Source organism: Sutcliffiella deserti (genome assembly GCF_020037475.1).
Classification (GTDB): Bacteria; Bacillota; Bacilli; order Bacillales; family Bacillaceae_I; genus Sutcliffiella_A; species Sutcliffiella_A deserti.
This window is the reverse complement of sequence record NZ_JAIQDB010000001.1, coordinates 84,291-105,278: the sequence shown is the minus strand read 5'-3', so window position 1 is coordinate 105,278 and position 20,988 is coordinate 84,291. Positions and strand designations below refer to the sequence as shown.

Genomic DNA, 20,988 nt, shown 5'->3' with positions numbered 1-20,988 from the left:
ATTATATTCCTTCTTTCTATCGATATTTTTTTCTTTCTTCGTTTTTGTGTCTAATTTTGGACCCACCAGCGGGTTTTCCTGCATCTCGTTTAGCTGCTGCTCTACGTGCTTTTGCTATATTTTCAGTGCGTTCCTTGTCATAGTCATCACGATCTGGAATACTGACCCCTCTAATTACTATTTTTTCTAATGATTGGTTTATACCCTTTTCAATCATTTGTAAAAAGTCGACATCACGAGGTGCGTATAAAGTATAAGCCTCACCCTCACCACTTGCTCGTCCTGTTCTTCCTATTCTATGTATATAGGTTTCTACATCCTGTGGAACATCATAGTTATAAATGTGGGTAATTCCTTCTACATCAAGCCCTCTGGCTGCAACATCTGTAGCAACTAAAAATTGCAGCTTAGCATCTCGAAAGTTTCTCATTGCTCTTTGCCTCTTGGATTGTGGAATATCTCCATGAAGTTCATCAGAATTAAATCCATTCTGCTTTAAAGTTTCTTGCAGCTTTTGAACTCTTGCTTTGGTTCGACAAAATATAATTGCTAAGTAAGGACGGTGTTCATTGAGTAAATGAAGCAGCGTCCCTTCTTTCCGGCGGTCTGTCGTTTCCACTGCAAATTGCTTTATTTTCTTAACAGTAATTTGCTTTTCTTTTATTTCAATGTTTTCTGGTTCTCTCATGTACTTTTTAGAAAGAGAATGAATTTCTTTTGGTATGGTAGCAGAAAATAGCATGGTTTGACGGGAGCTAAACATTTCTCCGATTATATTGTCTACATCAGGAAGAAATCCCATTAAAAGCATTTGGTCAGCTTCATCCAATACAAACATACTTATGGTGGAAAGATCAATGGTTCTTCTTCTGACATGATCTAATAATCGCCCAGGGGTAGCAACAATAATATGTTGAGCGCCTCTTAATTTCTTTAATTGATGCTCCACATCCTGGCCGCCAAATATAGCCAGTACATTTAACCCATCCACATTTTCTTTCACTCTTTTAATTTCTTTCGTTATTTGAAGAGCAAGTTCGCGTGTAGGTGCTAAAATAAGGGCTTGAGTCTCAGGATTGTTTATATTTATTTTCTCAAGAATTGGTAATACAAACGCTAAAGTCTTCCCGGTTCCAGTTTGTGCTTGTGCGATGATGTCTTTTCCTTCTAATATGAAAGGTATTGTTTTTTCTTGAATTGGAGTAGGAGTTACTAAACCAAGGGATTTTAACGTGTGGTTGATTTCTTTTCGTATTCCTAGTTGTAAAAAATCAGGCAAATCGATCACTTCTCTTTTCTTTGATATACATTTAGGCACTTTTCACGTATTTAACATGTCGGCTGTATGACAGTTTTACATGACTCTTTTCATGAAAGCAAAGAAAAAGAGTATGACAACAAACTATCAACACTAACGGATAAAGGTTTAGGTACTTACTTACTATAACATAACCAAGTTTAACAAAAAATAAAAAAGGACACTTTAAGACATCAACTGAATCAATCAACAACTATTACTTAAACCATCCCTTCTCTTTAGACTGTGTAATTGCTTCAATTCGGTTTTTCACTTCTAACTTATCAAGGATGGTGGAAATATAATTTCTTACGGTTCCGCTTTTTAAACTAAGTTCTTCAGCAATTTCCTGCGTGTTCTTTCCGTCTGCCACAAGCTCCAAAACCGCTTTTTCTCTTTCTGTTAAAGGATTCTCTTCGCCATAGACATCATCCATTAACTCTGGTGCGTAAACTCTTCTGCCCAACATGATGCTTCGGATGGAATTGGCAAGCTCTTCACTTGGACTATCCTTTAATAGATATCCGCTAACGCCTGCTTTTAATGCACGCTGAAAGTATCCTGAACGAGCAAACGTAGTTAAAATGATTACTTTACATCCTTTTCCTTTCAATTCTTCTGCAACCTCTAACCCTGTTTTTTCTGGCATTTCAATATCCATCACACAAGCATCCGGTTTATATTGCTCATACAGGTCTATTGCTTCTTTGCCATTCGCAGCCATTCCAACCACTTCCATATCTTCCTCTAAGTCAAGTAACGACCCTAATGCACCTAACATCATTCGCTGATCCTCAGCTATGACAATACGTATCATTTATTGCTCCTCCTTGTCGCGATGAATAACCACATTCGGGACTGTAATGACTAATGATGTACCATCGTCTTCTATTATATCTAGTCTTCCATTTACAAATTCCAATCTTTCCTTCATTCCTTCTAAACCACTTCCCTTTCCTGGGTCTTGAATTACGTCCATTCCCACTCCATTGTCCTTTACAGTAAGTCGCAACTCATCCACCAACTGCTCAATATTTATAGAACAGGTAGTTGCTTTACTATGCTTTACAATATTGGTCACAGCTTCTTTAAGACACATACTAAGCACATTTTCCATAAAAAGAGAGCTGTTTTTTAATGGGAGGTCTGTCTCGAGTGTGAAACCTATTTCTGCTGCATCTAAAATTTGTTTTACACGTACTAATTCCTCCGATACACGAATCCCCCGCATTTGCGAGACCATTTTCCTTACTTCGTTAAGTGCCGTCCGGGCTGTTTGCTGAACATCCTTCAGTTCACTTTTCGCTTGCTCTGGATTTTTATAAATCAACTTCCTTGCAAGATCGCTTTTTAACCCGATTAATGAAAGTTTTTGTCCTAGTGTATCATGAAGGTCTCGTGCAATTCTTTGTCTTTCCTCTTGCTTAACCAATTCTGATATTCGTTTATTTGCTACATCGAGCTTTTCTTCTAATATGTCCTGTTTTCCCTTATTAAAGAGATTCCAAGGTAGTAAAATAACACTTATCCAAATAATGATTACAAAAGGGAGTTGACTAATAAACATTTCATCTCTTAATGCCACATTAATATTTATTGCAATTGTTGTTGCTACTAGGTGAATAATATATATGACAATAAAGGCAATTCTATTTTTTATTTTCCCGTTATAATAAGCAATATAAAATGCAAAATATATAAATTGAAATACAATCGTCATTGATATGGAAATACCAATAAGAATACTTGACCAAAGATACACTGGCCACTTTTTCGATATAAAGGCTAATCTGTAAGAAATGAAAAATAGGACCGTTAGAGTAATTCCGATAATCACTTCAAGTGTTGAAGAAGATTGGAAAATGAAGTAGAACGGTAAAATGCTGAAAACACTCCATATATAAGGGGCTATCCCCGACCCCTTTTGGAAAATCAAAAATCTTTTTTGCATCGCTAACCCTCTTTACTTTCATTCTAGTATGCCATTCTATGAGATATATTGTATCTGAAAAAATTGAGAGAATAAAGTCTAGTCCCCCATTTTTTAAGAAGGCTCATTTCTTAACTGTTGGAGGTTTACTTTACTTAATCAACATAGGCACCAACTTTAAAGGTTGGTGCCTGGTGAGATGAAATTAGCTAGCATCGCTCAGTTAATACACAGCTCCAGCTATCCCTTTTTGCACTTGTAAACTCATTTGGTAATAGGTGCTTGCATTTTGGTAATTTTCTTTTTTTGAATGGTAATCAGCTAGAGTTTCGGCATATTGAGCTACCTTTCCTTTGTTGCCGGCGCTGGTGAAATAAGGTAAAACATAGTTAGAGATATAGGTTTCTAACTTTGGATTATTTTCTAACAGATAAATAAATACAGTAAAATGGATGATATAATCCTCTATTTTACTTCTTTTTGCTAATACTAATCCTTCGTCCGCCCAACCTCTAGCAAATTCAAATAAATCCAGTTTATAGTATTCTTTGGCAAGTGTATAATAAGTGTACAAGCATCGATCCTCTTGCTTTTTCATTTTTAATGACTCTAAAAAATAAAAAATAGCATCCTCAGAATTTCCGAGACAGGACTGATTAAATCCTAAATTATGTAAGGCCATTGATTGTAAATAGATATCTTGAAGATTGCCCCCTATTATCTTAGCACTTTTATAGTTGGCTTCTGCTAATTGGTATTGATATATTTTCTGATAATTTAGTCCTAGAATAATATGACATTCTGCAGCGCGTCGACAGGAAACCAGTTCTTCATAAATTTTGAGCGCTTTCTCTGCATAGTGGATAGAATCGTAAATTTCCGAGGTTTTATGACTTGTTAATGCTATTTGATAATACAAACCTGCGCAATCTTCCTTACATACTGGATGACTTACTACCATGGTAAGAGCTTCTTTGAGTAATTGAGTTGATTTCAAATTGTTATTTTTTCGATAATAGTAAATACCCAAGGTCCTTTTTCTAACATATTCAATTTGTGAATTTAAGCTCTTAGGGAGTCCGGAGATTTCTTCATACAAAGAATCAATCACTTTTTTATCCTGAATTAATAAAAAATAATTCAATTTAATTATTAGATAAAGCAAGAAGGTATTTACATATGTGGTTGTTAGACCTATTTGATGTTCTTCATTGAAAAGGGTCAACTTCTTCCAAGCTTCTTTTTGATTGTGGGAAATAGTACTTTTATAACAAGAAAATAACTTTTCTTCTAGTATGGGACAGGACGTTTGAGAAAAAAGGGATTTATTTAATTCCAATTTTTCAGCGATAACTTCAAGTTGATGAGTTGAGGGCTCAGTTTCATTCAATTCAAAACTGGTTAGTTGAGATGTAGTGAAACAATTCTGAGAAAGTCTTTCTCGAGAAAAGCCTTTCTTTTCTCGATAATATTTAATAATATTTCCTAGCCTCAATACCATCACCCTTTGTGTGAATTATAAGAATATTCTACCACTAATTTCTATTTTTTTATACTTTATCCTCATAATTTCAACAATAATTTTATCCTTATTAGACTTTTATCGTTTTTTGTATTGTTTTTCACTGTCACAATTTTGCCCTTAGCTCGCCACTAGATTGTCATATTAATAGCCTTAAACGGGTTTTGCTCAATCAAAAAAGGGAATATAATTATTGGAGATAAAACTTCTGAAACTTATATTGTGAATTAGTGAGCAAACTGTAGTATCATGTTGAGTAGATGTAGTTCTTACTGGAATTAAAGGAGTGAATGAAATGTTTGGGATTGAGTACGATGCTGTCTTATATAGCAGAATATTAACTGGAGTTACTCTTGCGGTACACGTAATATTTGCTACGATCGGAGTAGGTATTCCCCTAATGATTGCACTTGCTGAGTGGATGGGGATTAAAAGAAATGATGAGCATTATCGACTTCTGGCAAGGCGTTGGGCACGTGGCTTCGTTATTACGGTTGCTGTAGGTGTTGTAACCGGGACAGCCATAGGCTTACAGTTAAGTCTTTTATGGCCTAATTTTATGCAGCTTGCAGGTCATGTAATAAGTTTACCGCTGTTTTTAGAAACATTTGCTTTTTTCTTTGAAGCAATATTTCTAGGTATCTATCTTTATACATGGGATCGATTTAAAAAGAAAATCTATCATTTTTTCCTACTAATACCCGTTGCTATTGGAGCTACTGCTTCTGGTTTCTTTATATCCACTGTCAATAGCTTTATGAATACACCACGAGGTTTTGATATAGAGAATGGTGTTCTAACGAATATAAGTCCTTTGGAGGCAATGTTTAATCCTGCAACACCTACAAAGGTGGCGCATGTATTATCATCTGCATACTTAACTTCCGCTTTCATTTTGGCTGGTATTGCAGCGTTTGCGATACTTCGTGGAAAAGATCATGTTTACCATAAGAAGGCATTGAAATTAACGATGACTGCTGCGACAGTCTTTGCTATATCTACCGCTATTATCGGAGATTTATCAGGTAAATTTCTAGCAGAATATCAACCTGAAAAACTAGCTGCTGCTGAATGGCATTTTGAAACTTCAACACAAGCGCCTCTTATTCTTGGCGGATACCTGACAGATGACAATGAAGTTAAATACGCCCTTGAAATACCCTATGCACTAAGTATTCTTGCACATGGGGATCCTAATTCTGAAGTAATTGGTCTCGAAGAATTTCCAGAGGACGAGCTTCCTCCATTAATTGTTCATTACTTTTTTGATCTTATGGTTGGGATAGGAATGTTATTAGCTTTCGTTTCCATTTTGTATACAGTCTTCTCCAGGGTAAAAAAATGGAATGAATGGAATAGACCTCTTTTATGGGCCATCGTTGTTTCTGCTCCCCTATCGATGTTAGCGATTGAAATGGGCTGGTTTTTTGCAGAGCTTGGCAGGCAGCCATGGTTGCTTGTAGGACATATGACCGTATCAGAAGGAGCTACTACCTCCAATCATGTGGACCTTATGCTCATACTTTTCATTCTGTTGTATATTGTTCTTCTGACAACCTGTTTTACAGTGTTAAGGAAAATATTCAAAAACAACCCTGTGGAAAAAGAGCTTCGTGAAAAAGGACTTGAGTAAAGGAGGGGAATTTTATGATTAGTTATGAAATAATCGGTATTACCGTTTTATGGACATTTTTATATGGATATTTAATTGTGGCATCCATTGATTTTGGAGCTGGTTTTTTCAGCTACTATTCTACCATTACAAAAAAAGATCATCTTATTGATAAAGTCATTGTGCGTTACCTTTCCCCTGTATGGGAAGTTACCAATGTATTTCTAGTATTTTTCTTTATCGGTATTGTGGGTTTCTTCCCTTCTACTGCATACTATTACGGCACCGCTTTACTTATACCAGGAAGCATTGCCATCATACTTTTGGCAATACGCGGCAGTTATTACGCTTTCCACCATTACGGTGCAAAAGGGAATCTATTTTATCAGCTTTTGTATGGAGCGACCGGTCTATTAATACCAGCTTCTCTTTCAGTAGTGCTAACAATTTCTGAAGGGGGCTTTATCAGTTTAGCTGGGGATGTCGTCACTTTGGATTATAAAGCCTTGTTTTCTAGCTTCTATTCATGGTCTGTCGTCATTTTAGCATTAGTAAGCGTGCTCTATATTTCAGCTTATTTCCTTGCTTTTTATGCTAATTCTGCAAAAGATGAGAAAGCATTTGAAGTGTTGCGAAAATATGCTTTAAATTGGAGTCTTCCTACCATATTTGCTAGTGTGCTTGTATTCTTTGCTTTAAGTGATCATAACCCGACTCATTTTGATAAAATGTTAGACCTTTCGTGGATGTTTAGCTTATCGTTTCTCTTCTTTTTGGGGGCAGTTTTCCTTATGTGGAAAAAACAGCGTTTAGGTCTTGCCTTTATATTCGTTATGCTACAATTTGCAACAGCCTTTTATGGATATGGAGCATCTCACTTACCTTATCTGCTGTATCCATTTTTGACTATATATGATGGATTTACGAATGAAGCCATGGCTATTTCATTAATTATCGCATTTATAGCTGGTTTGTGTTTGCTGATTCCTTCACTTTATCTTTTGATGAGGCTATTCTTATTTGATAATCAATATGTTCAAGGTAAAAAGTAAGGAGGAAAATGAAATGGATTATTTTCTAATTATGATTGCTCCCGTGTTAGTTATCGTCTTAGCGGTATTTCTTTTATTCCTATGGGGTGCTATCGGAAAAGAAGAATATTAATTGCTTAAAAGCCTGCTTCCTTTTTTTATTAAACGGAGGCTGGCTTTATTAGTTGCATAAAGAGAACCAATGTATGTGTGTATCGCTTTTCTTCTAAATATTAGTATTATTTCTTTCTATTGCAGCAGCTATAGCCGAAATTGTTTTCTTATAAAACTGATCATCATGAGGGACAAAGTCACTTTTTGTAACTATTCTTTCAGAACTTGCCTTTAGACCGTCTTGATTAAATTGGTAACCAATCAATTTCAAGCTCTCTCTTTTGTTATTAACAAGCTCCGTAAAGTGCTTTAATTTTGCTTTGAAAATTCCAGCTACCTCTTCTTTTTGCAGACAAAACTCATCAAAATGGATGTTTTTATTTAAAAGAAAAACGTGTGCGAATTCATTATCCTTTACTTCTTTTTGCGTATTGGAATATGGGATAACCCCTAACTCCTCAAGTTCGTCCATCTTAATGTCAATTCCTATCTCTTCTTTAACTTCCCTTACCCCATCTGCAACCGATTCAGTTGCCAGTAGATGTCCCGCAGCAGTAATATCTAATAAGTTGGGGTAATCTTTTTTTATCATACTACGAAGTTGAAAATAGAGATAATATTGATCCTCTTCCTGGCTAATTAGCCAAAAATGAAAGGTCTCATGCCAATAGCCTAAGCGATGAACTTCTTCTCTTGTAGATTCTCCAATATAATTTTGTTTTTCATCAAAAATCTTGAGTATTTCCTCTTCCATCCTTGATACCCTCTTTCAAGCGAGTTTTCATTCATTGCTAGAGCTTTTGCTTTAAAGTAAATTAGGACTCCCCCCGTTACAATCGTTGCTGGCTTGCAACACCATTCGTTACGGTATGAGCAGAGTTAAAGAAAAAACACTTCGGCAGAAAAAAGTGTGTTAAACGCATAATAACTTTAAAGGATAAATATTCTAAATTCAATGAAATCTTGCTTTCTAAGGTGTTATTATAATGCGTTAAATATCAATAAAACTTCGCTCATTTAATCTATGTATCTTTAATTCGATTAAACTATCGAATTCAGCGATAAGTTGATTATATAGTCGAATCGAGTTAAAATATTAGGATATACTAAGTCGGTTACATATAACTTTGGGTTTCTGCTATTAAGTGTCAAACCTTAATAATTACCAATTGATTGCCGCTTCACATTGTTTTTCAAAGCCAACTGTTTAGAGAGGAAGAATTAACCTATGGAAAAGCCTGTATCTGTTTTTATAATGGATGTAACTAATTCAAGTAAAAACTGGAAAAAAATAACATCATATCTTGAGAAAATAGAAGAATTAATTAAAAACTGGACAGTAGGTTTACCAAACGTGCAAGTCAAACATCGTTTAGGGGATGAAATAGTTTGCATCTTTGATCATTATGCTACAGCTTATACAGTAGCCTTTTTCATCAGTCAAATTTGGAAACTAGAAGAACAACCACCCTATTTCGGGATCTCATTTGGTAATGTGGAAGAAGATCTAACCAGAATCGATATTGATAAATGGAATCATCCCCTAATGAGTCAAGCTAGAATGGCTAATGAAAAAATTAAAAGATCTACTAATCGAACACCTATCCTTTTGGTTCCTGAAACAGAAATGACAGATCAGCCTACCATGGATATGGTGAATTTGTTATTAGAATATCAAGGAAAAATGATGCAAGAACAAACAACGCTGCAACACTTAATATCAGGACTTTATACCGTGATGGAAGAACAAAAAACTATCGCAAAACTATTAGGAAAGTCCCCTTCTACCATATCTAGTCACTATAAGAAAGGTAATTGTGAGATAATACATAGAACTTTACAAACCATTCAGCGCACATTAATTTCTTTAGAAAAAAACCATGCTGCAACGTCTTCAGCTAATATAACAAAAGAAATAAATAATACAATAAAAAATAATCTAAAACAAAATTTAGACTTTATCATGTTATAGATGTTAGGAGCGTATTTATGATAGTTCTTAGCCTAATACTTGGCCATCTGATTGCTGATTTTTACCTTCAAACTGAAAAAATGGTAAATGATAAAAAGAAATATTTGAAGATCCACTTATTGCATCATGGTCTAATAGCTTTCGTTACTTTAGTGATTATTTCCTTTTACCTGGGATACTCGAATTATCTTCTGTATGTTGTTTTACCTGCTATTTTATTAACTTTATTTCACGGGTTAATAGATATGACCAAAATATATTCGCAAAAAAAGATTCAAAACCTTCAACAGAAGAATGGATGGAGCCTTGGACTGTTTTTAGCAGATCAAGTTTTACACGTTCTTACCATTTTAGTTGTTTGCTATTATTTTTACGAAGTAAACTTAGGGGAACTATTACAATCTGTATTACTCTCCCTTCATATTCTTGAGGGACCAAGTCCAACTTTAACATTGCTTAATAGTACCCTGTTCATCTTGATCGTATTTATTTTAATAACGTCTGTAACAGGTCATTTTATAAAGATCATGTTAGGTTCATTAACAAAATACCTCTCCTTATTTGAAGGTAAATATACTTTAAGGGACCATACTGTAAGTTCAACAAGTCATAAGCATTTATCGGAAGAGTACATTTACATGGTAATGAAGCATCAAGACCTCTCCCGCGGAAAAATAATAGGATACCTTGAAAGGTTGCTGGTTGTCGCTCTTATATTAATGGGATCATTTTCAGCAGTAGGTTTTATCGTAGCGGCCAAATCTTTAACTCGATTTAAGCAAATGGACGACCGGGACTGGGCTGAGTATTTCCTACTTGGCACTTTAACTTCTTTTCTTTTTGCTATAGTATATGGAATTATTCTGAAGGTTGTATTCTTTGTTTAAGGCTGTTTTCGCATTGATTGTTGCTTTTACGTATGTTGGTACAACACGTTACCACCGTTGCTTTCGTGCTCTTTTCCTTTTCACCACTAAAAGTTACTCTTAATTTGGTGAGAAAAAGGCAGTAATAAATCCAATTGCCAATTTTTTACGGGCTTACAGCAACAATCTTTACGAAAAGAGCTTTGTTTTATCACAAACAATGGAACTCTACCATCTCTACCATTTTTTAATAAATGGGTACCTTAAGCAGACAAATATCCAGTCCTCTTCTAAATATTTTCATATGATACTAGAAGAAAGGGGGGAATGAAATGCAGAGGATTCATGATCTTTTGGAAAACATCGGAGAAGATTACCAAGAAGAATTAGAAATGTACGAAGCTTTAAGAAATCGCGTAGCAGCTAGAATAATCAAAAGAATCAGAAAGGGTTTAGATTGTTTAGAAGACAAGTTATAACCATAGTGACAGAATAGCCTGACCATAACCATATTACCGATTTTGCCTTTGAGTATCCCCCTCCCTAATATATAGCACCACAAGTAGCATTGTGCATAATGGCACAATGCTATTTTAGTGTGTTCAGTAGTGGCAACTGCTTTCCAAAGTTACCAGAAAGAGATAATCCTCCATCTGTTTATTCTTTAACAAACTTTATGGTACTTCTAATTGTATCAAATTGACGAACAGATTTTTCTATTTGCTCTCTTTTTGATTCAAGGAAAGGTGGTAAAGACAATTTTTCTCCAAGTGTTTCATAAGGTTCATCTCCCATAAAACCAGGACCATCTGTTGCAAATTCGAACAAGATTTGTGGAGCAACTCTTGCATATAAGGATTCGAAAAAATAACGGTCGACGTGTCCAGAAGTTTGAAAACCAAAGCCTTGCAGCCTTCTATTCCAATCATCTATATCCGTGCGATCTTCGACTCGAAAAGCCGCATGGTGAACGGTACCGTAACCTTGAATGGCTTGAGGCAACTTTGCATTATGTTCTACAATAATCTGAGCACCATTGCCTCCTTCCCCTACTTCAAATAAATAAGTTGATTCTTCGCTAGCTATCTCTTTAAATAGAAGTACTTTTTCCAGAACTTCTTTAAAATATTCAAAATTGGCGATACGGACAAAAAGTGGTCCAAGACCCGTGATAGCAAACTCTAATGGAATAGGTCCGTTCTGCCAGGGAGTACCTGATGCCACACCGTGATTAGCTTCATCAGATATTAATTGGTATTGTTGATCATCAAAATCTACAAAAGAAAGAACTTTTTTTCCAAACTGCTCCTTAATTTCAGTATGTTTGATTTCGAGTCTTTCAAACCTGTTAGCCCAGTACTTCAAAGCTTTATCAGATGGTACTCGGAGCCCTGTTTGAAAAATTTCATTTGTCCCATGGGTACCTTTATGGATTCCCGGAAAATCAAAAAAGGTTATATCCGTCCCGGGACTTCCTACATCGTCTGCAAAAAATAAATGATAGGTTTGGATGTCGTCTTGGTTAACCGTTTTCTTAACAAGTCTCATACCTAAAACATTCGTGAAAAAATCATAGTTCTTTTCAGCACTACTCGTTATCGCTGTTACGTGGTGAACGCCTTTTAAATCTCTCATTCAAAATCCTCCTAGTTAGCTTTATACTTTATCAGCAAATTATCTCGAATTCGAGATAAATATAACACTCTCCAACGAACGTGTCAAATAATCAACTGTACCCTTTTTCAAGTTTTTAAAATTTGTTTAGGTGTTCTCTGCAATATGTGTTATGATTGTCCTAACCATTTTATTACCTGTAACATGTTTTTTCCGAGACCGGCTACTATTTCAGTAGTCGGTCTTTTTTTTTGGTTATGTTAACGCCGCTCTTGATTTCCGCAAAAGCCTACACGTTCCACTGGGGGTACTGGAGCCTCCCCCTTTAGAGTCTCCGCCTTTCGCTCCAAAGCAGGTATTCCCAAAGAACTTTAACACCGCTCACTAATACAATCACTCATATGTTGTCACTTATAAACACAAAAAAAAGGACTCTTATAAAAGAGTCCCTCCGTTATTACGCTTTGTTAACGTTAGTAGCTTGAAGTCCACGTTGACCTTGCTCAGTGTCAAATGTAACTTTTTGGCCTTCGTCTAAAGATTTAAAGCCTTCGCCTTGGATAGCTGAGAAATGTACGAATACATCTTCTCCACCTTCGATTTCGATGAAGCCAAATCCTTTTTCTGCGTTAAACCATTTTACTGTACCTTGTTGCATAATTGTTTCCTCCTGTGTGGATTTTATCCACGTTTTATTACTATAGTTGCTCATTTAGATATCCAAGGCGAAAAGTTTAAACACTTATTCATAACCTAGAGGACCGAACAAAAATAATTCTTCTTTAGAATAACAGATAAATCTTTAAAAAGCAAATGAATTTTAAAATAAATTTTAAAAAAGAATTCGCTGAACAATAATCTGTGCGAAGAATATGTAACCTAACCATTCTTTGTCCTTATAAATTATCTTTCGCCTGCAATATCCACTAAACCACTAAAGCATTACAATTTTATATTACCACAAAATTCTAGAGTTTAAACCTAAATTTCAAACTCCCATTCCTCTTTTAATATTAAATAAAGGACAAGCAAGTTATTTTCAAGTTCTCGATAGCCCTTTTCACTTATATCCCAACCCAGTTTTGGACCGATGATTTCTGCTACTTTGCGTGTTAACATAATTCTGTCATCTAGGGAAAGTTCCATAAAACGATTAATATAGGTTCGTAAAAGTTCCCAATCCTTCTGAGAAACGCGACTGATGTCCCACTCTCCTAATTGCAGTTGATCCTTTGAAAGTCCACGAATATAAATTTCCTGTTCTAACTTGGTCTGCTTTTTTTTCTTCCGCTTCTTTCTTCTTTCGTGGACAACAATGGTCCCAGCCACCAAGTCCCCTAACCGCTTATGCTTAGGGTGAAAGAATATCATAAGCATCCCTATTAGATAATTTATAGGAAGGCTATCAATGATTCGCAAAAGGTTTCTTATTAAGCTCGAAAGTAATGTAATACTGTGTCCGTTTTCTTGTATTACTCGAATTCCAACCATTTTTTTACCGATTGTGCTTCCTCCTGAAAAATATTCAAACGCAAAAAAATAACCCCACCGCACAACAAAGATTAATAATATGGCTCCAGCTACTAAATAAGAAGGCATATCCAAAAGTAGAAAATCCATCATAGATGCATTTAACATTAGTAAAAGACCGATAACAATCAGGATGTTCACAATCATAAGAATCAATTGATCAACAATAAATGCGGCTGCTCGACTTCCGAGACCAGCAGATTGGAATTGCAAGGAAACATATTCTGGCGTTTTTATGTCCACCTGTTCTGCGTTCAAAAGATAACCTCATTTCATGGATAAATTTTACTATAAGTGTTTCTATTTTTCTATAATATTACTATAATAAGAGAGATTGTTGAATAATAACAAGAGGGTGTACACTTAAATGAATGTGAAACAGTTCGTGAAATTACATCGAAACGAATGGAAAGAGTTAGAAGAAACAGTTTCCCTTTTACATAAAAAGAATAGGTTGACTGGCTTGCAGATTAGCAGGTTTCATCGGCTTTATCGTAAAGCAGCCCAACATCTTTCTTACTCACAAACCTATTTCCCCAAGGAGGAAATTACCTCCTACTTAAATGGTCTTGTTTCTAAATCTCATAATTTACTTTATAAAGATCAAATGTCCAGTTGGAAGCAGGCTAAGAATTTTTTTGGGACTAGGTTTGTTGGTTTGCTTGCTGACCAATGGAAAACTGTTCTAATCGCAATGATGCTATTTATTCTTGGTGGTTTAGGAAGCTTTGCAGCGGTTGCGAGTGACGAACTTCTTCTATACTTTGTCCTTCCAGCAGAGATGGCTAACAACTTTGATCCAGAGCGCTTGGGAGATAATGATGGTCAGGTAGATGCTCCGTTTATGTCAGCAGCAATAATGACGAACAATATCCAGGTCGCGTTTCTGGCTTTTGCTGGCGGTCTGACCTTTGGTATCCTGACTGTTTATGTACTAATTTACAATGGAATAATAGTGGGGGCTATAGCCGCTCTCTTTTGGCATTATGGCAAAACATATGAATTCTGGGCTTACATCGTTCCTCATGGGATGATTGAGTTAACTGCTATTTTTATTGCAGGTGGAGCAGGTCTCCTAATGGGTTACAAACTTTTTGTACCTGGACCGTACTCTCGAGGCTACCAACTAAAGGAACAAGGTAAACGTTCTGTACAACTATTGCTTGGTACCATTCCACTATTTATTATTGCAGGTGTAATCGAAGGTTTTATTACACCTGCTGCTATTTCCCTTGAAGCAAAATATGCTGTTGCAATTTTAACTGTATTCGGACTAATATTCTACATCGTAATTGGCAAACTACGTGTTCAAAAAAGTCAATTACAGTAAGCCTCTGTTAATCATGTCAATATAATAGGAAACCGCTGCCGTTGCGAGTTTCTCTTCACGGGCCTCCACCATTAGGAGGCCTTGCTTTTCCCATTTTGCTTTTTCGTGTCTTTTTATCATAATCTGCTGCTGTGCCATGCTTTTAACCATTGCCTGTTGATATGTCAAAGGAGCTTCCTTTCCTCTTTTTCTTAGTATTTCATCTTCTACACCAATCATAAGGAACAGATGTCTCTGTCTTAAGCGTTTTAAATACAATAGCGCACTTTCCTCATGAAGAAACGACTGAATATCACTAAATAAAAGCAAGAGGCTGCGTTTCTTTTGAACAAGCTGTAAATAATGCAATACTTCTCCATAATTAGATTCAACCGCATCTACTTCAAGATGATAGATTGCTTGCAGAATGGTTTGAAGATGCGACATCCCTTTACCAGGGGGAATATACACCTTTACTTTTTTAGAAAATGCAAGTACTGCAACATAGTCTCCTTTTTGCAATGCAGCAGCTGTTACGGTTAAAGCAGCTTCTAAGGCTTTCTCCAGCCTGTTGCCTTGTCTTAATTCCGCTCCCATCATTCTACCGCAATCAATCAGAATCGTAATATATTTCCCATGCTCTGGTTCATATTCATTTGTCATAACTTCCTGAAGTTTTGCTGTTTGTCTCCAATTAATTTTACGTGGATCATCTCCTACTACATACGAGCGAATTTTAGAAAATTCCCCTACTCCACTTTTATGCTTTCTTACCTTAATTCCTTCATAACTTAGAAATTTCTGGGCATCTTCTAAATATTGCTTGGTTTCTGTCATATCAGGGATCACTTTTATAGAATCTTCTAATGGCACTGATAATTGTTTCTCCCATAAACCAAGGGTACTCCGATAACGAACATGTAAATTCCCCACCTTGTAAAGTCCCCGAACAGGAGCATAAGTTTCATATTCCATCCTAATGCTGGAATTCGCTTGGACTCTTCCTGAGGTTGGAAACGGTCTGAAGAAAGATTGATGTAAACCATCTACAAGCCTGTATTTAATATCGTGTGAGGAGGCATTCTCCACATCAATGACTATTTTATACGAAATACCCCTCTCCATCTCATGGGGCACCAATCGTTCAAACGAGAGCTCACGCTTGCTAGGTGAGAGCACTATGTCTAACAAACTAACGAAAAAAATGACTATATTAGTTAAAATAACAAAGCTCCAAGGTATTCCAAAGATACCCAAGCAGACGAGAGCTAAAGATAAAACAATAAATATTACCAGTAAGCGGCCAGTAGGCAGGATCCCCCTATCTCGGAACAGGAATCGACCCCACAAGTTCTTCAATAATCTGGTCAACTGTCGCACCCTCCAATTCTGTGTGTGGAGATAATTGAATGCGGTGTCTTAATGCCGGTTTCGTCACTACTTTAATATCATCAGGTGTAACATAGTTACGGCCGTTCAAATATGCCCAGCTTTGCGCGGCTTTTCCAATTGAAATCCCGGCACGTGTACTTGCTCCATACCGAATCGAATCCGAGTCCCTTGTTTTCCTTACTATTTGCATTATATATTCCAGAACACTCTCACTAACGGTTACCTGCTCCAAGTCTTTTCTTATTGTTAAAAAAGTTTCGATGTCTAATACAGGTTGAACTTTGCTAGCATCGTGGCTTTTTTCAATAACCTGTTTTAACACTTCTGTTTCCTCTTTAAGCGTTGGGAAATGAATGTGTAATTTAAATAAAAAACGGTCCTGTTGCGCCTCAGGTAAAGGATAGGTTCCTTCAAATTCAATCGGATTTTGTGTTGCTACAACAAAAAAGGCATCAGATAATGGGTATGTTTCCCCTTGTATTGTTACTTGGTTCTCTTCCATTGCTTCAAGTAAAGCCGCCTGTGTTTTTGCTGGGGTTCGATTTATTTCATCGGCTAACAAAATATTAGTAAAAATAGGTCCCTTTAACGTTTGGAAGGTTCCTTCTTTCATGTTATAAATTGTACTTCCTGTGATATCACTTGGAAGCAAATCTGGAGTGAACTGTATGCGATTGTAATCGCCACCAAGCAAGCTAGCAAGAGTACGAACCATTTGTGTTTTTCCTGTACCGGGGACACCTTCTAATAAAACATGTCCCCCTGCAAGTATAGCTGAAAGTAATAGTTTTATATTGGTGTTCTGCCCTAAAATTCTTTGTTCGTATTTTTCAAGTAAAGATGCTAATTCTGGTTTCATCCTTCTTCCACCTCTTTCCTTAATTCATCTAACCGGTTTGACCACAATAAATATTCGTGTCTATTCATTTTCTCCTTTTTTAAAGCGCTAGTTAACTGTAGTAAAAATGTTTGCAATTCTTTAAGATCTCGATTGTGTAATTTTCGAGCTAACAGAGGAGCTCTGTCCACCCAATCCATACTCGAAGATATCCCCCACCGTTCCTGAAGGTCATATTTTACATAATCTGCTTGAATTGCTAGCGAATCTTGATAACGTTTACCCCGTATATGCCATGCAGCCAAAGCTCGTAAACTTTCATCGCTAAAACGAACCGATTCTGTTCTAGGTATAAGGATTGGCCCAAACCTTTTCCCACGCTTCCAAAGGAGAAGGAATGTACATAATGCTCCTTGCACCATCACTAATAGAAACCACTGCGGATAAGTGGTAAATAAAGTAGAACCGCTCTGTTCTCCATGAATGTATTCATCGAATAATACAGACTCCAAAGCAAAAGTAGACTCGTTTCCGATAAACGATAAGACAAGCGGCAGGTGACTTTCCTGTAAAATCATTTCATTAGTCAACCAGTCCGGTGTGTTAGAAACTATTAAGGAGCCCTTACCGAAAGGACGTTTTAAAGCGATTATACCGCTTGAGTCATATAACAGAACTTCATCATCCTCTTCTGCTTTCAAACGAATAGGAGAAGTAACATGAGCACGATACTCATTACTATCTTGTTGAGTCTTCACTACTGTTATCTGCCCTATAGAAGAACGATCAATAGTTTCAGTTTCCACATCAAACATTGAATTTGGATTTTGCATCATAAGCAGGATGGTGTTGCCTTTGTCCATAAATGATTCATAATCTTTCATAGTCTCGTTATTAGGTACGGAATACGGCTCTGCCATGATAAGTAAACTATGTTCTGCTTCAGGAAGTAGGCTAGGCTTTTCTTCCCACCTGTCTACTTCCTCAATTTTATCTGTTAAATATGTATAAAAGGCTTTTAACCCTGTTGGTGAAGGAGAGTGAGTATCGTAGGGAAGATAGGCATTTTGTTCTTTTGATAAAATGAAAAAACTACCAAGCAAAAACATCACTAAAAAGATAGAAAGCCATATCCAGCCACGATTTTTAATCTTGTGTATCAAATTACTCATCTTCCTCCTTCCCATCAAGCTCACTTGAGTCATTAAACCATTGCAATGCTTCCTTTCGATAAGGAATGTATTCTTCTCTTTTTATCTGTTGCTTTCCATAGGCGGCACGATCAAATAATAGTGCAAAGTTAAAAAAAGATTCCGCACGGCTCTTTTTCACCTTCCGTAGCTCTTCATAGTACTCCCAGTTCGTTTTCCATATTCTAGCTTCTAACCATTTTTTGCGATGGAAAAACAGAAGCAAAGCTAAGAACATATGACGAGTTGATTTTGTATAATCTTCTAAGCCTTCTTGTTTTTTTGCTTCTTCTAGATGCTGATGGTAAGTCCAATCTAGTTCACTTTCTGATTGGAACGGCTGTTGCTTACCAATGGAACGGTTTCGTTTAAACTGACTTGCCATAATAATAAGTATCACTACTAAGGCTACTACAACGATGCAAATAATTAAAAAAAGTATATTTCCAGCAGCACCGCCGGCATTATCCATGGCCGGAAAGAACCTTGCCAGTATATCTGCAAACCATGCTTTAATATCATCCCAGAGAATTTGGATACTGTTTCTATTATCAATATAGAAATTTTGATACTCTTTACCATTCAGTATTTCTTCCAGTTCTTTTCGTGCTTGATCTTCCTTATGCAATTACATCACCTAACTTTCACATCGAAAAAGGAATTATTTAGCATTGTATTGGTTAATCATATCTTTCAAATCGTCTGCGTCATGCCGAATTTTCAAATCAAGATACATAACGGAGTAGCCCACAGTCATAATTAACATGGTAAAGAGTGTAGTAATATTTACAATTAAGCCTAAAAGAACGCTCCCCCCTAGGATAAGCCCAAACGATAACTCCATAGCAGCACTAATTGAGCTAATAATCAAAAAGAAAATGATATATAAGCCCAATGAAAACCATGCGCGTCCTTTTGTTAAGGTCCAGCTTCTAGCAATTCCCGGTGTATCTTTTTCAATAACAACAGAGCCAAAATAAAAGCCCCATCTTGTTAAAAGGTATAACACAGTTACAGTAGCGACCAATACTAGTAAAATAGTAAAAATGATGCCTATTACCGGCTCAAACGCAATGGTAAGAAATCCTGAAAACACTACAAAAAAGGTAGCTGCTAGTATAAGGAGAATCATAATGATAACAAATAGAATATTGCAACCAAGGATAGCCCAGAAGCGACTAAAGCCTTTTCTAATGAGAGAACCTACCGTAAATTCTTCCTGTTTTCTCAAGTGATTTACACCAAATAGTATGGCAGCAATTGCGATGGGATAAGTAACAAAACTAATTAAACTTACAGCTGCAATCCCGAGATCTGCTGCAACATTCGAACTGAAAGTAGGTTCCGCACCTTCAAAGCTGGATAACATTTGTTCGAACCACCCATCGCCAGTTCCTACTTCTCTCAAAAAGCTTGTCCCAGTAGCTAATTGTATGAAAGCTTGTAGCAAATACACGGGGCCTACCAAAATCAACAAAATCGTGAAAAATTCTTTAAATCTGCTTTTACTTATTCGAAATGTTATGTCTAAAATTTCTCCAAACCCTTTTGGTTTGTTTAATTGATCATTCATCGTTCTACCCCCATATTTTTTCTATACCAAATGTTGTGTCATATCGAATATTTTACCATTAAACTCAAATTTTGAGAGTTTATTTTCTAATTTTACAGAAATTAATTAGCAACAATATACAGAATTTCATCGCATCTCTTCATCTATTCTAGTTTTAAATTTCTCCCACTAAAAAAGACAAGAAAAGGGAAGTCTTTTCTTGTCTTTGCTATATGCAACCTTTGTTATCATCTTTTCTTATATAAAAAGCCTGTTCTTGTATTGATTGATGCATTTCCGAATGGTGGTACAACCCGCTATAATCGTTGCTGTCGTATCTGTACTACTAATTATAAAGATTCATTTTCTCGCTTATAGCATCAATCTTTACGATAAGAGCCTTAGCAAAACGAAAAAATTATTTGTTTAAATGACGTAAAGCCTGTTTTAAATTAGACATGGTAGTTAGAGTGGTAATACCTGTGCAAGTATTGACTGCTTTTCGGGCAAATTCAGGTCTTAGCCCTGTATAGATGGTATTTACCCCTAATAGCTTCATAATGGAATTTATATTATACAGAAACTCAATAACAACTTCATTTACATTAAATGTTCCAGACACATCAATAATTAAGTGATGTAAATTATGTCCTTGAATTTTTTGAGGGATAATATCTAATAGGTGGCTTGCCCTTTCTTCGTCCATAGAACCGACCAATGGAAAAACAGATACTCCTTCAGAAACAGGAACGATGGTAGTCGCAACTTCATTCATAAGCGTCGCTAGTTTTCTTTCCGCTTCTTTACGACTAGATATGTCTCTTATAATAGATTGAATGGCTTTTTGATTGCCAAATTGAACAGGATGGCAGAATAATTCTACATCCACAACTGAACCGTCAAGTTTAACCACTTCAATCTCAATTAGTTCTCCGATAATATTATCTTCATATGCTTTACGAATACGTTCTATAATATATCCCTGATATTCAGTTGGAAAAATTTCAACCGGGTTACCGCCAATTATGTTTTCTTTGTCTCCTCCAAAAAAGCCTGCACCAGATTGATTGATATATAATACCTTATGATTCGCATGTATAATAGTGGTTTCATAGGAGTATTCAACAATTTGCCGATACATATCTTCTTTTTCTAGTATAGTAAGACTTGTATCATGTTTTTTTGTAGTTTGTTCCATTTTCCCATCTCCTTGTGAAAA

General features: G+C 36.1%; 21 protein-coding genes. 7 read left to right on the top strand and 14 right to left on the bottom strand.

Annotated elements, in window-relative coordinates; all coding sequences use genetic code 11:
- Positions 1 to 16 precede the first annotated feature (16 nt).
- From K9B36_RS00475 to K9B36_RS00460, 4 genes are all read right to left on the bottom strand, one after another.
- Entirely contained in the window at positions 17 to 1,288 is a 1,272-nt protein-coding gene (locus K9B36_RS00475) for a DEAD/DEAH box helicase (protein WP_223699976.1), read from the bottom strand.
- Between the two features lie 226 nt (positions 1,289 to 1,514).
- On the bottom strand, positions 1,515 to 2,114 hold the full coding sequence (locus K9B36_RS00470) for a response regulator transcription factor (RefSeq protein WP_223699974.1): 600 nt from the start codon (positions 2,112 to 2,114) through the stop codon (positions 1,515 to 1,517).
- Complete coding sequence (locus K9B36_RS00465; protein WP_223699973.1) at positions 2,115 to 3,248, bottom strand: sensor histidine kinase; 1,134 nt, start codon at positions 3,246 to 3,248, stop codon at positions 2,115 to 2,117.
- 202 nt (positions 3,249 to 3,450) lie between these two features.
- Positions 3,451 to 4,722: a helix-turn-helix domain-containing protein gene (locus K9B36_RS00460; protein WP_223699972.1), complete on the bottom strand. Its 1,272-nt coding sequence runs from the start codon at positions 4,720 to 4,722 to the stop codon at positions 3,451 to 3,453.
- Between the two features lie 322 nt (positions 4,723 to 5,044).
- Between K9B36_RS00460 and K9B36_RS00455 the strand changes: the two genes are divergently transcribed.
- Genes K9B36_RS00455 through cydS form a run of 3 tightly spaced genes read left to right on the top strand, consistent with a single transcriptional unit; the run spans position 5,045 to position 7,525 of the window.
- Positions 5,045 to 6,382, top strand: coding sequence for a cytochrome ubiquinol oxidase subunit I (locus K9B36_RS00455; protein WP_223699970.1), 1,338 nt, complete (start codon positions 5,045 to 5,047; stop codon positions 6,380 to 6,382).
- A gap of 17 nt (positions 6,383 to 6,399) precedes the next feature.
- Entirely contained in the window at positions 6,400 to 7,413 is a 1,014-nt protein-coding gene (locus tag K9B36_RS00450) for a cytochrome d ubiquinol oxidase subunit II (protein ID WP_223700961.1), read from the top strand.
- Positions 7,414 to 7,426: 13 nt separating this feature from the next.
- The gene (gene cydS / locus K9B36_RS17015) at positions 7,427 to 7,525 is read left to right on the top strand and encodes a cytochrome bd oxidase small subunit CydS (RefSeq protein WP_399201172.1); all 99 of its coding nucleotides are present in this window, start codon (positions 7,427 to 7,429) and stop codon (positions 7,523 to 7,525) included.
- A gap of 93 nt (positions 7,526 to 7,618) precedes the next feature.
- Here the strand turns inward: cydS and K9B36_RS00445 are convergent, their stop codons facing one another.
- A complete protein-coding gene (locus K9B36_RS00445; RefSeq protein WP_223699967.1) occupies positions 7,619 to 8,260 on the bottom strand; it encodes an NUDIX hydrolase in 642 nt (213 codons plus the stop codon).
- Between the two features lie 474 nt (positions 8,261 to 8,734).
- On the opposite strand from K9B36_RS00445, the gene K9B36_RS00440 reads away from it, so the two are divergent.
- The 3 genes from K9B36_RS00440 (at position 8,735) to K9B36_RS00430 (ending at position 10,823) form a co-directional block, all read left to right on the top strand.
- On the top strand, positions 8,735 to 9,478 hold the full coding sequence (locus K9B36_RS00440) for a hypothetical protein (protein WP_223699965.1): 744 nt from the start codon (positions 8,735 to 8,737) through the stop codon (positions 9,476 to 9,478).
- A 17-nt stretch (positions 9,479 to 9,495) separates the two neighbouring features.
- A complete protein-coding gene (locus tag K9B36_RS00435) occupies positions 9,496 to 10,365 on the top strand; it encodes a DUF3307 domain-containing protein (protein WP_223699964.1) in 870 nt (289 codons plus the stop codon).
- A gap of 311 nt (positions 10,366 to 10,676) precedes the next feature.
- Positions 10,677 to 10,823, top strand: a complete 147-nt coding sequence (locus K9B36_RS00430) for a hypothetical protein (protein WP_223699963.1) — start codon at positions 10,677 to 10,679, stop codon at positions 10,821 to 10,823.
- 178 nt (positions 10,824 to 11,001) lie between these two features.
- Here the strand turns inward: K9B36_RS00430 and K9B36_RS00425 are convergent, their stop codons facing one another.
- The 3 genes from K9B36_RS00425 to K9B36_RS00415 all read right to left on the bottom strand — a co-directional run bounded on the left by K9B36_RS00425 (position 11,002) and on the right by K9B36_RS00415 (position 13,746).
- Positions 11,002 to 11,979, bottom strand: coding sequence for a ring-cleaving dioxygenase (locus K9B36_RS00425; RefSeq protein ID WP_223699962.1), 978 nt, complete (start codon positions 11,977 to 11,979; stop codon positions 11,002 to 11,004).
- A 436-nt stretch (positions 11,980 to 12,415) separates the two neighbouring features.
- Entirely contained in the window at positions 12,416 to 12,616 is a 201-nt protein-coding gene (locus K9B36_RS00420) for a cold-shock protein (RefSeq protein ID WP_064094055.1), read from the bottom strand.
- 323 nt (positions 12,617 to 12,939) lie between these two features.
- Positions 12,940 to 13,746: an RDD family protein gene (locus K9B36_RS00415; protein WP_223699960.1), complete on the bottom strand. Its 807-nt coding sequence runs from the start codon at positions 13,744 to 13,746 to the stop codon at positions 12,940 to 12,942.
- 109 nt (positions 13,747 to 13,855) lie between these two features.
- Between K9B36_RS00415 and K9B36_RS00410 the strand changes: the two genes are divergently transcribed.
- Positions 13,856 to 14,818, top strand: a complete 963-nt coding sequence (locus K9B36_RS00410; RefSeq protein ID WP_223699958.1) for a stage II sporulation protein M — start codon at positions 13,856 to 13,858, stop codon at positions 14,816 to 14,818.
- Here the strand turns inward: K9B36_RS00410 and K9B36_RS00405 are convergent.
- From K9B36_RS00405 to K9B36_RS00380, 6 genes are all read right to left on the bottom strand, one after another.
- Complete coding sequence (locus K9B36_RS00405) at positions 14,810 to 16,111, bottom strand: DUF58 domain-containing protein (RefSeq protein WP_223700960.1); 1,302 nt, start codon at positions 16,109 to 16,111, stop codon at positions 14,810 to 14,812. The genes K9B36_RS00410 and K9B36_RS00405 overlap by 9 nt on opposite strands.
- A gap of 7 nt (positions 16,112 to 16,118) precedes the next feature.
- Positions 16,119 to 17,048 carry an AAA family ATPase gene (locus K9B36_RS00400; RefSeq protein ID WP_223699956.1) on the bottom strand — a complete coding sequence of 310 codons (930 nt, stop codon included), beginning with the start codon at positions 17,046 to 17,048 and terminating at the stop codon, positions 16,119 to 16,121.
- Positions 17,045 to 18,199 carry a DUF4350 domain-containing protein gene (locus K9B36_RS00395; protein ID WP_223699955.1) on the bottom strand — a complete coding sequence of 385 codons (1,155 nt, stop codon included), beginning with the start codon at positions 18,197 to 18,199 and terminating at the stop codon, positions 17,045 to 17,047. Before K9B36_RS00395 ends, K9B36_RS00400 begins: the two co-directional genes overlap by 4 nt.
- Complete coding sequence (locus K9B36_RS00390) at positions 18,192 to 18,845, bottom strand: DUF4129 domain-containing protein (RefSeq protein ID WP_223699954.1); 654 nt, start codon at positions 18,843 to 18,845, stop codon at positions 18,192 to 18,194. The genes K9B36_RS00395 and K9B36_RS00390 overlap by 8 nt, the downstream gene beginning before the upstream one ends.
- Positions 18,846 to 18,878: 33 nt before the next feature.
- The gene (locus tag K9B36_RS00385) at positions 18,879 to 19,790 is read right to left on the bottom strand and encodes a hypothetical protein (protein ID WP_223699953.1); all 912 of its coding nucleotides are present in this window, start codon (positions 19,788 to 19,790) and stop codon (positions 18,879 to 18,881) included.
- A gap of 397 nt (positions 19,791 to 20,187) precedes the next feature.
- Positions 20,188 to 20,967, bottom strand: a complete 780-nt coding sequence (locus K9B36_RS00380) for a PAS domain S-box protein (RefSeq protein WP_223699952.1) — start codon at positions 20,965 to 20,967, stop codon at positions 20,188 to 20,190.
- Between the last annotated feature and the right edge of the window lie 21 nt (positions 20,968 to 20,988).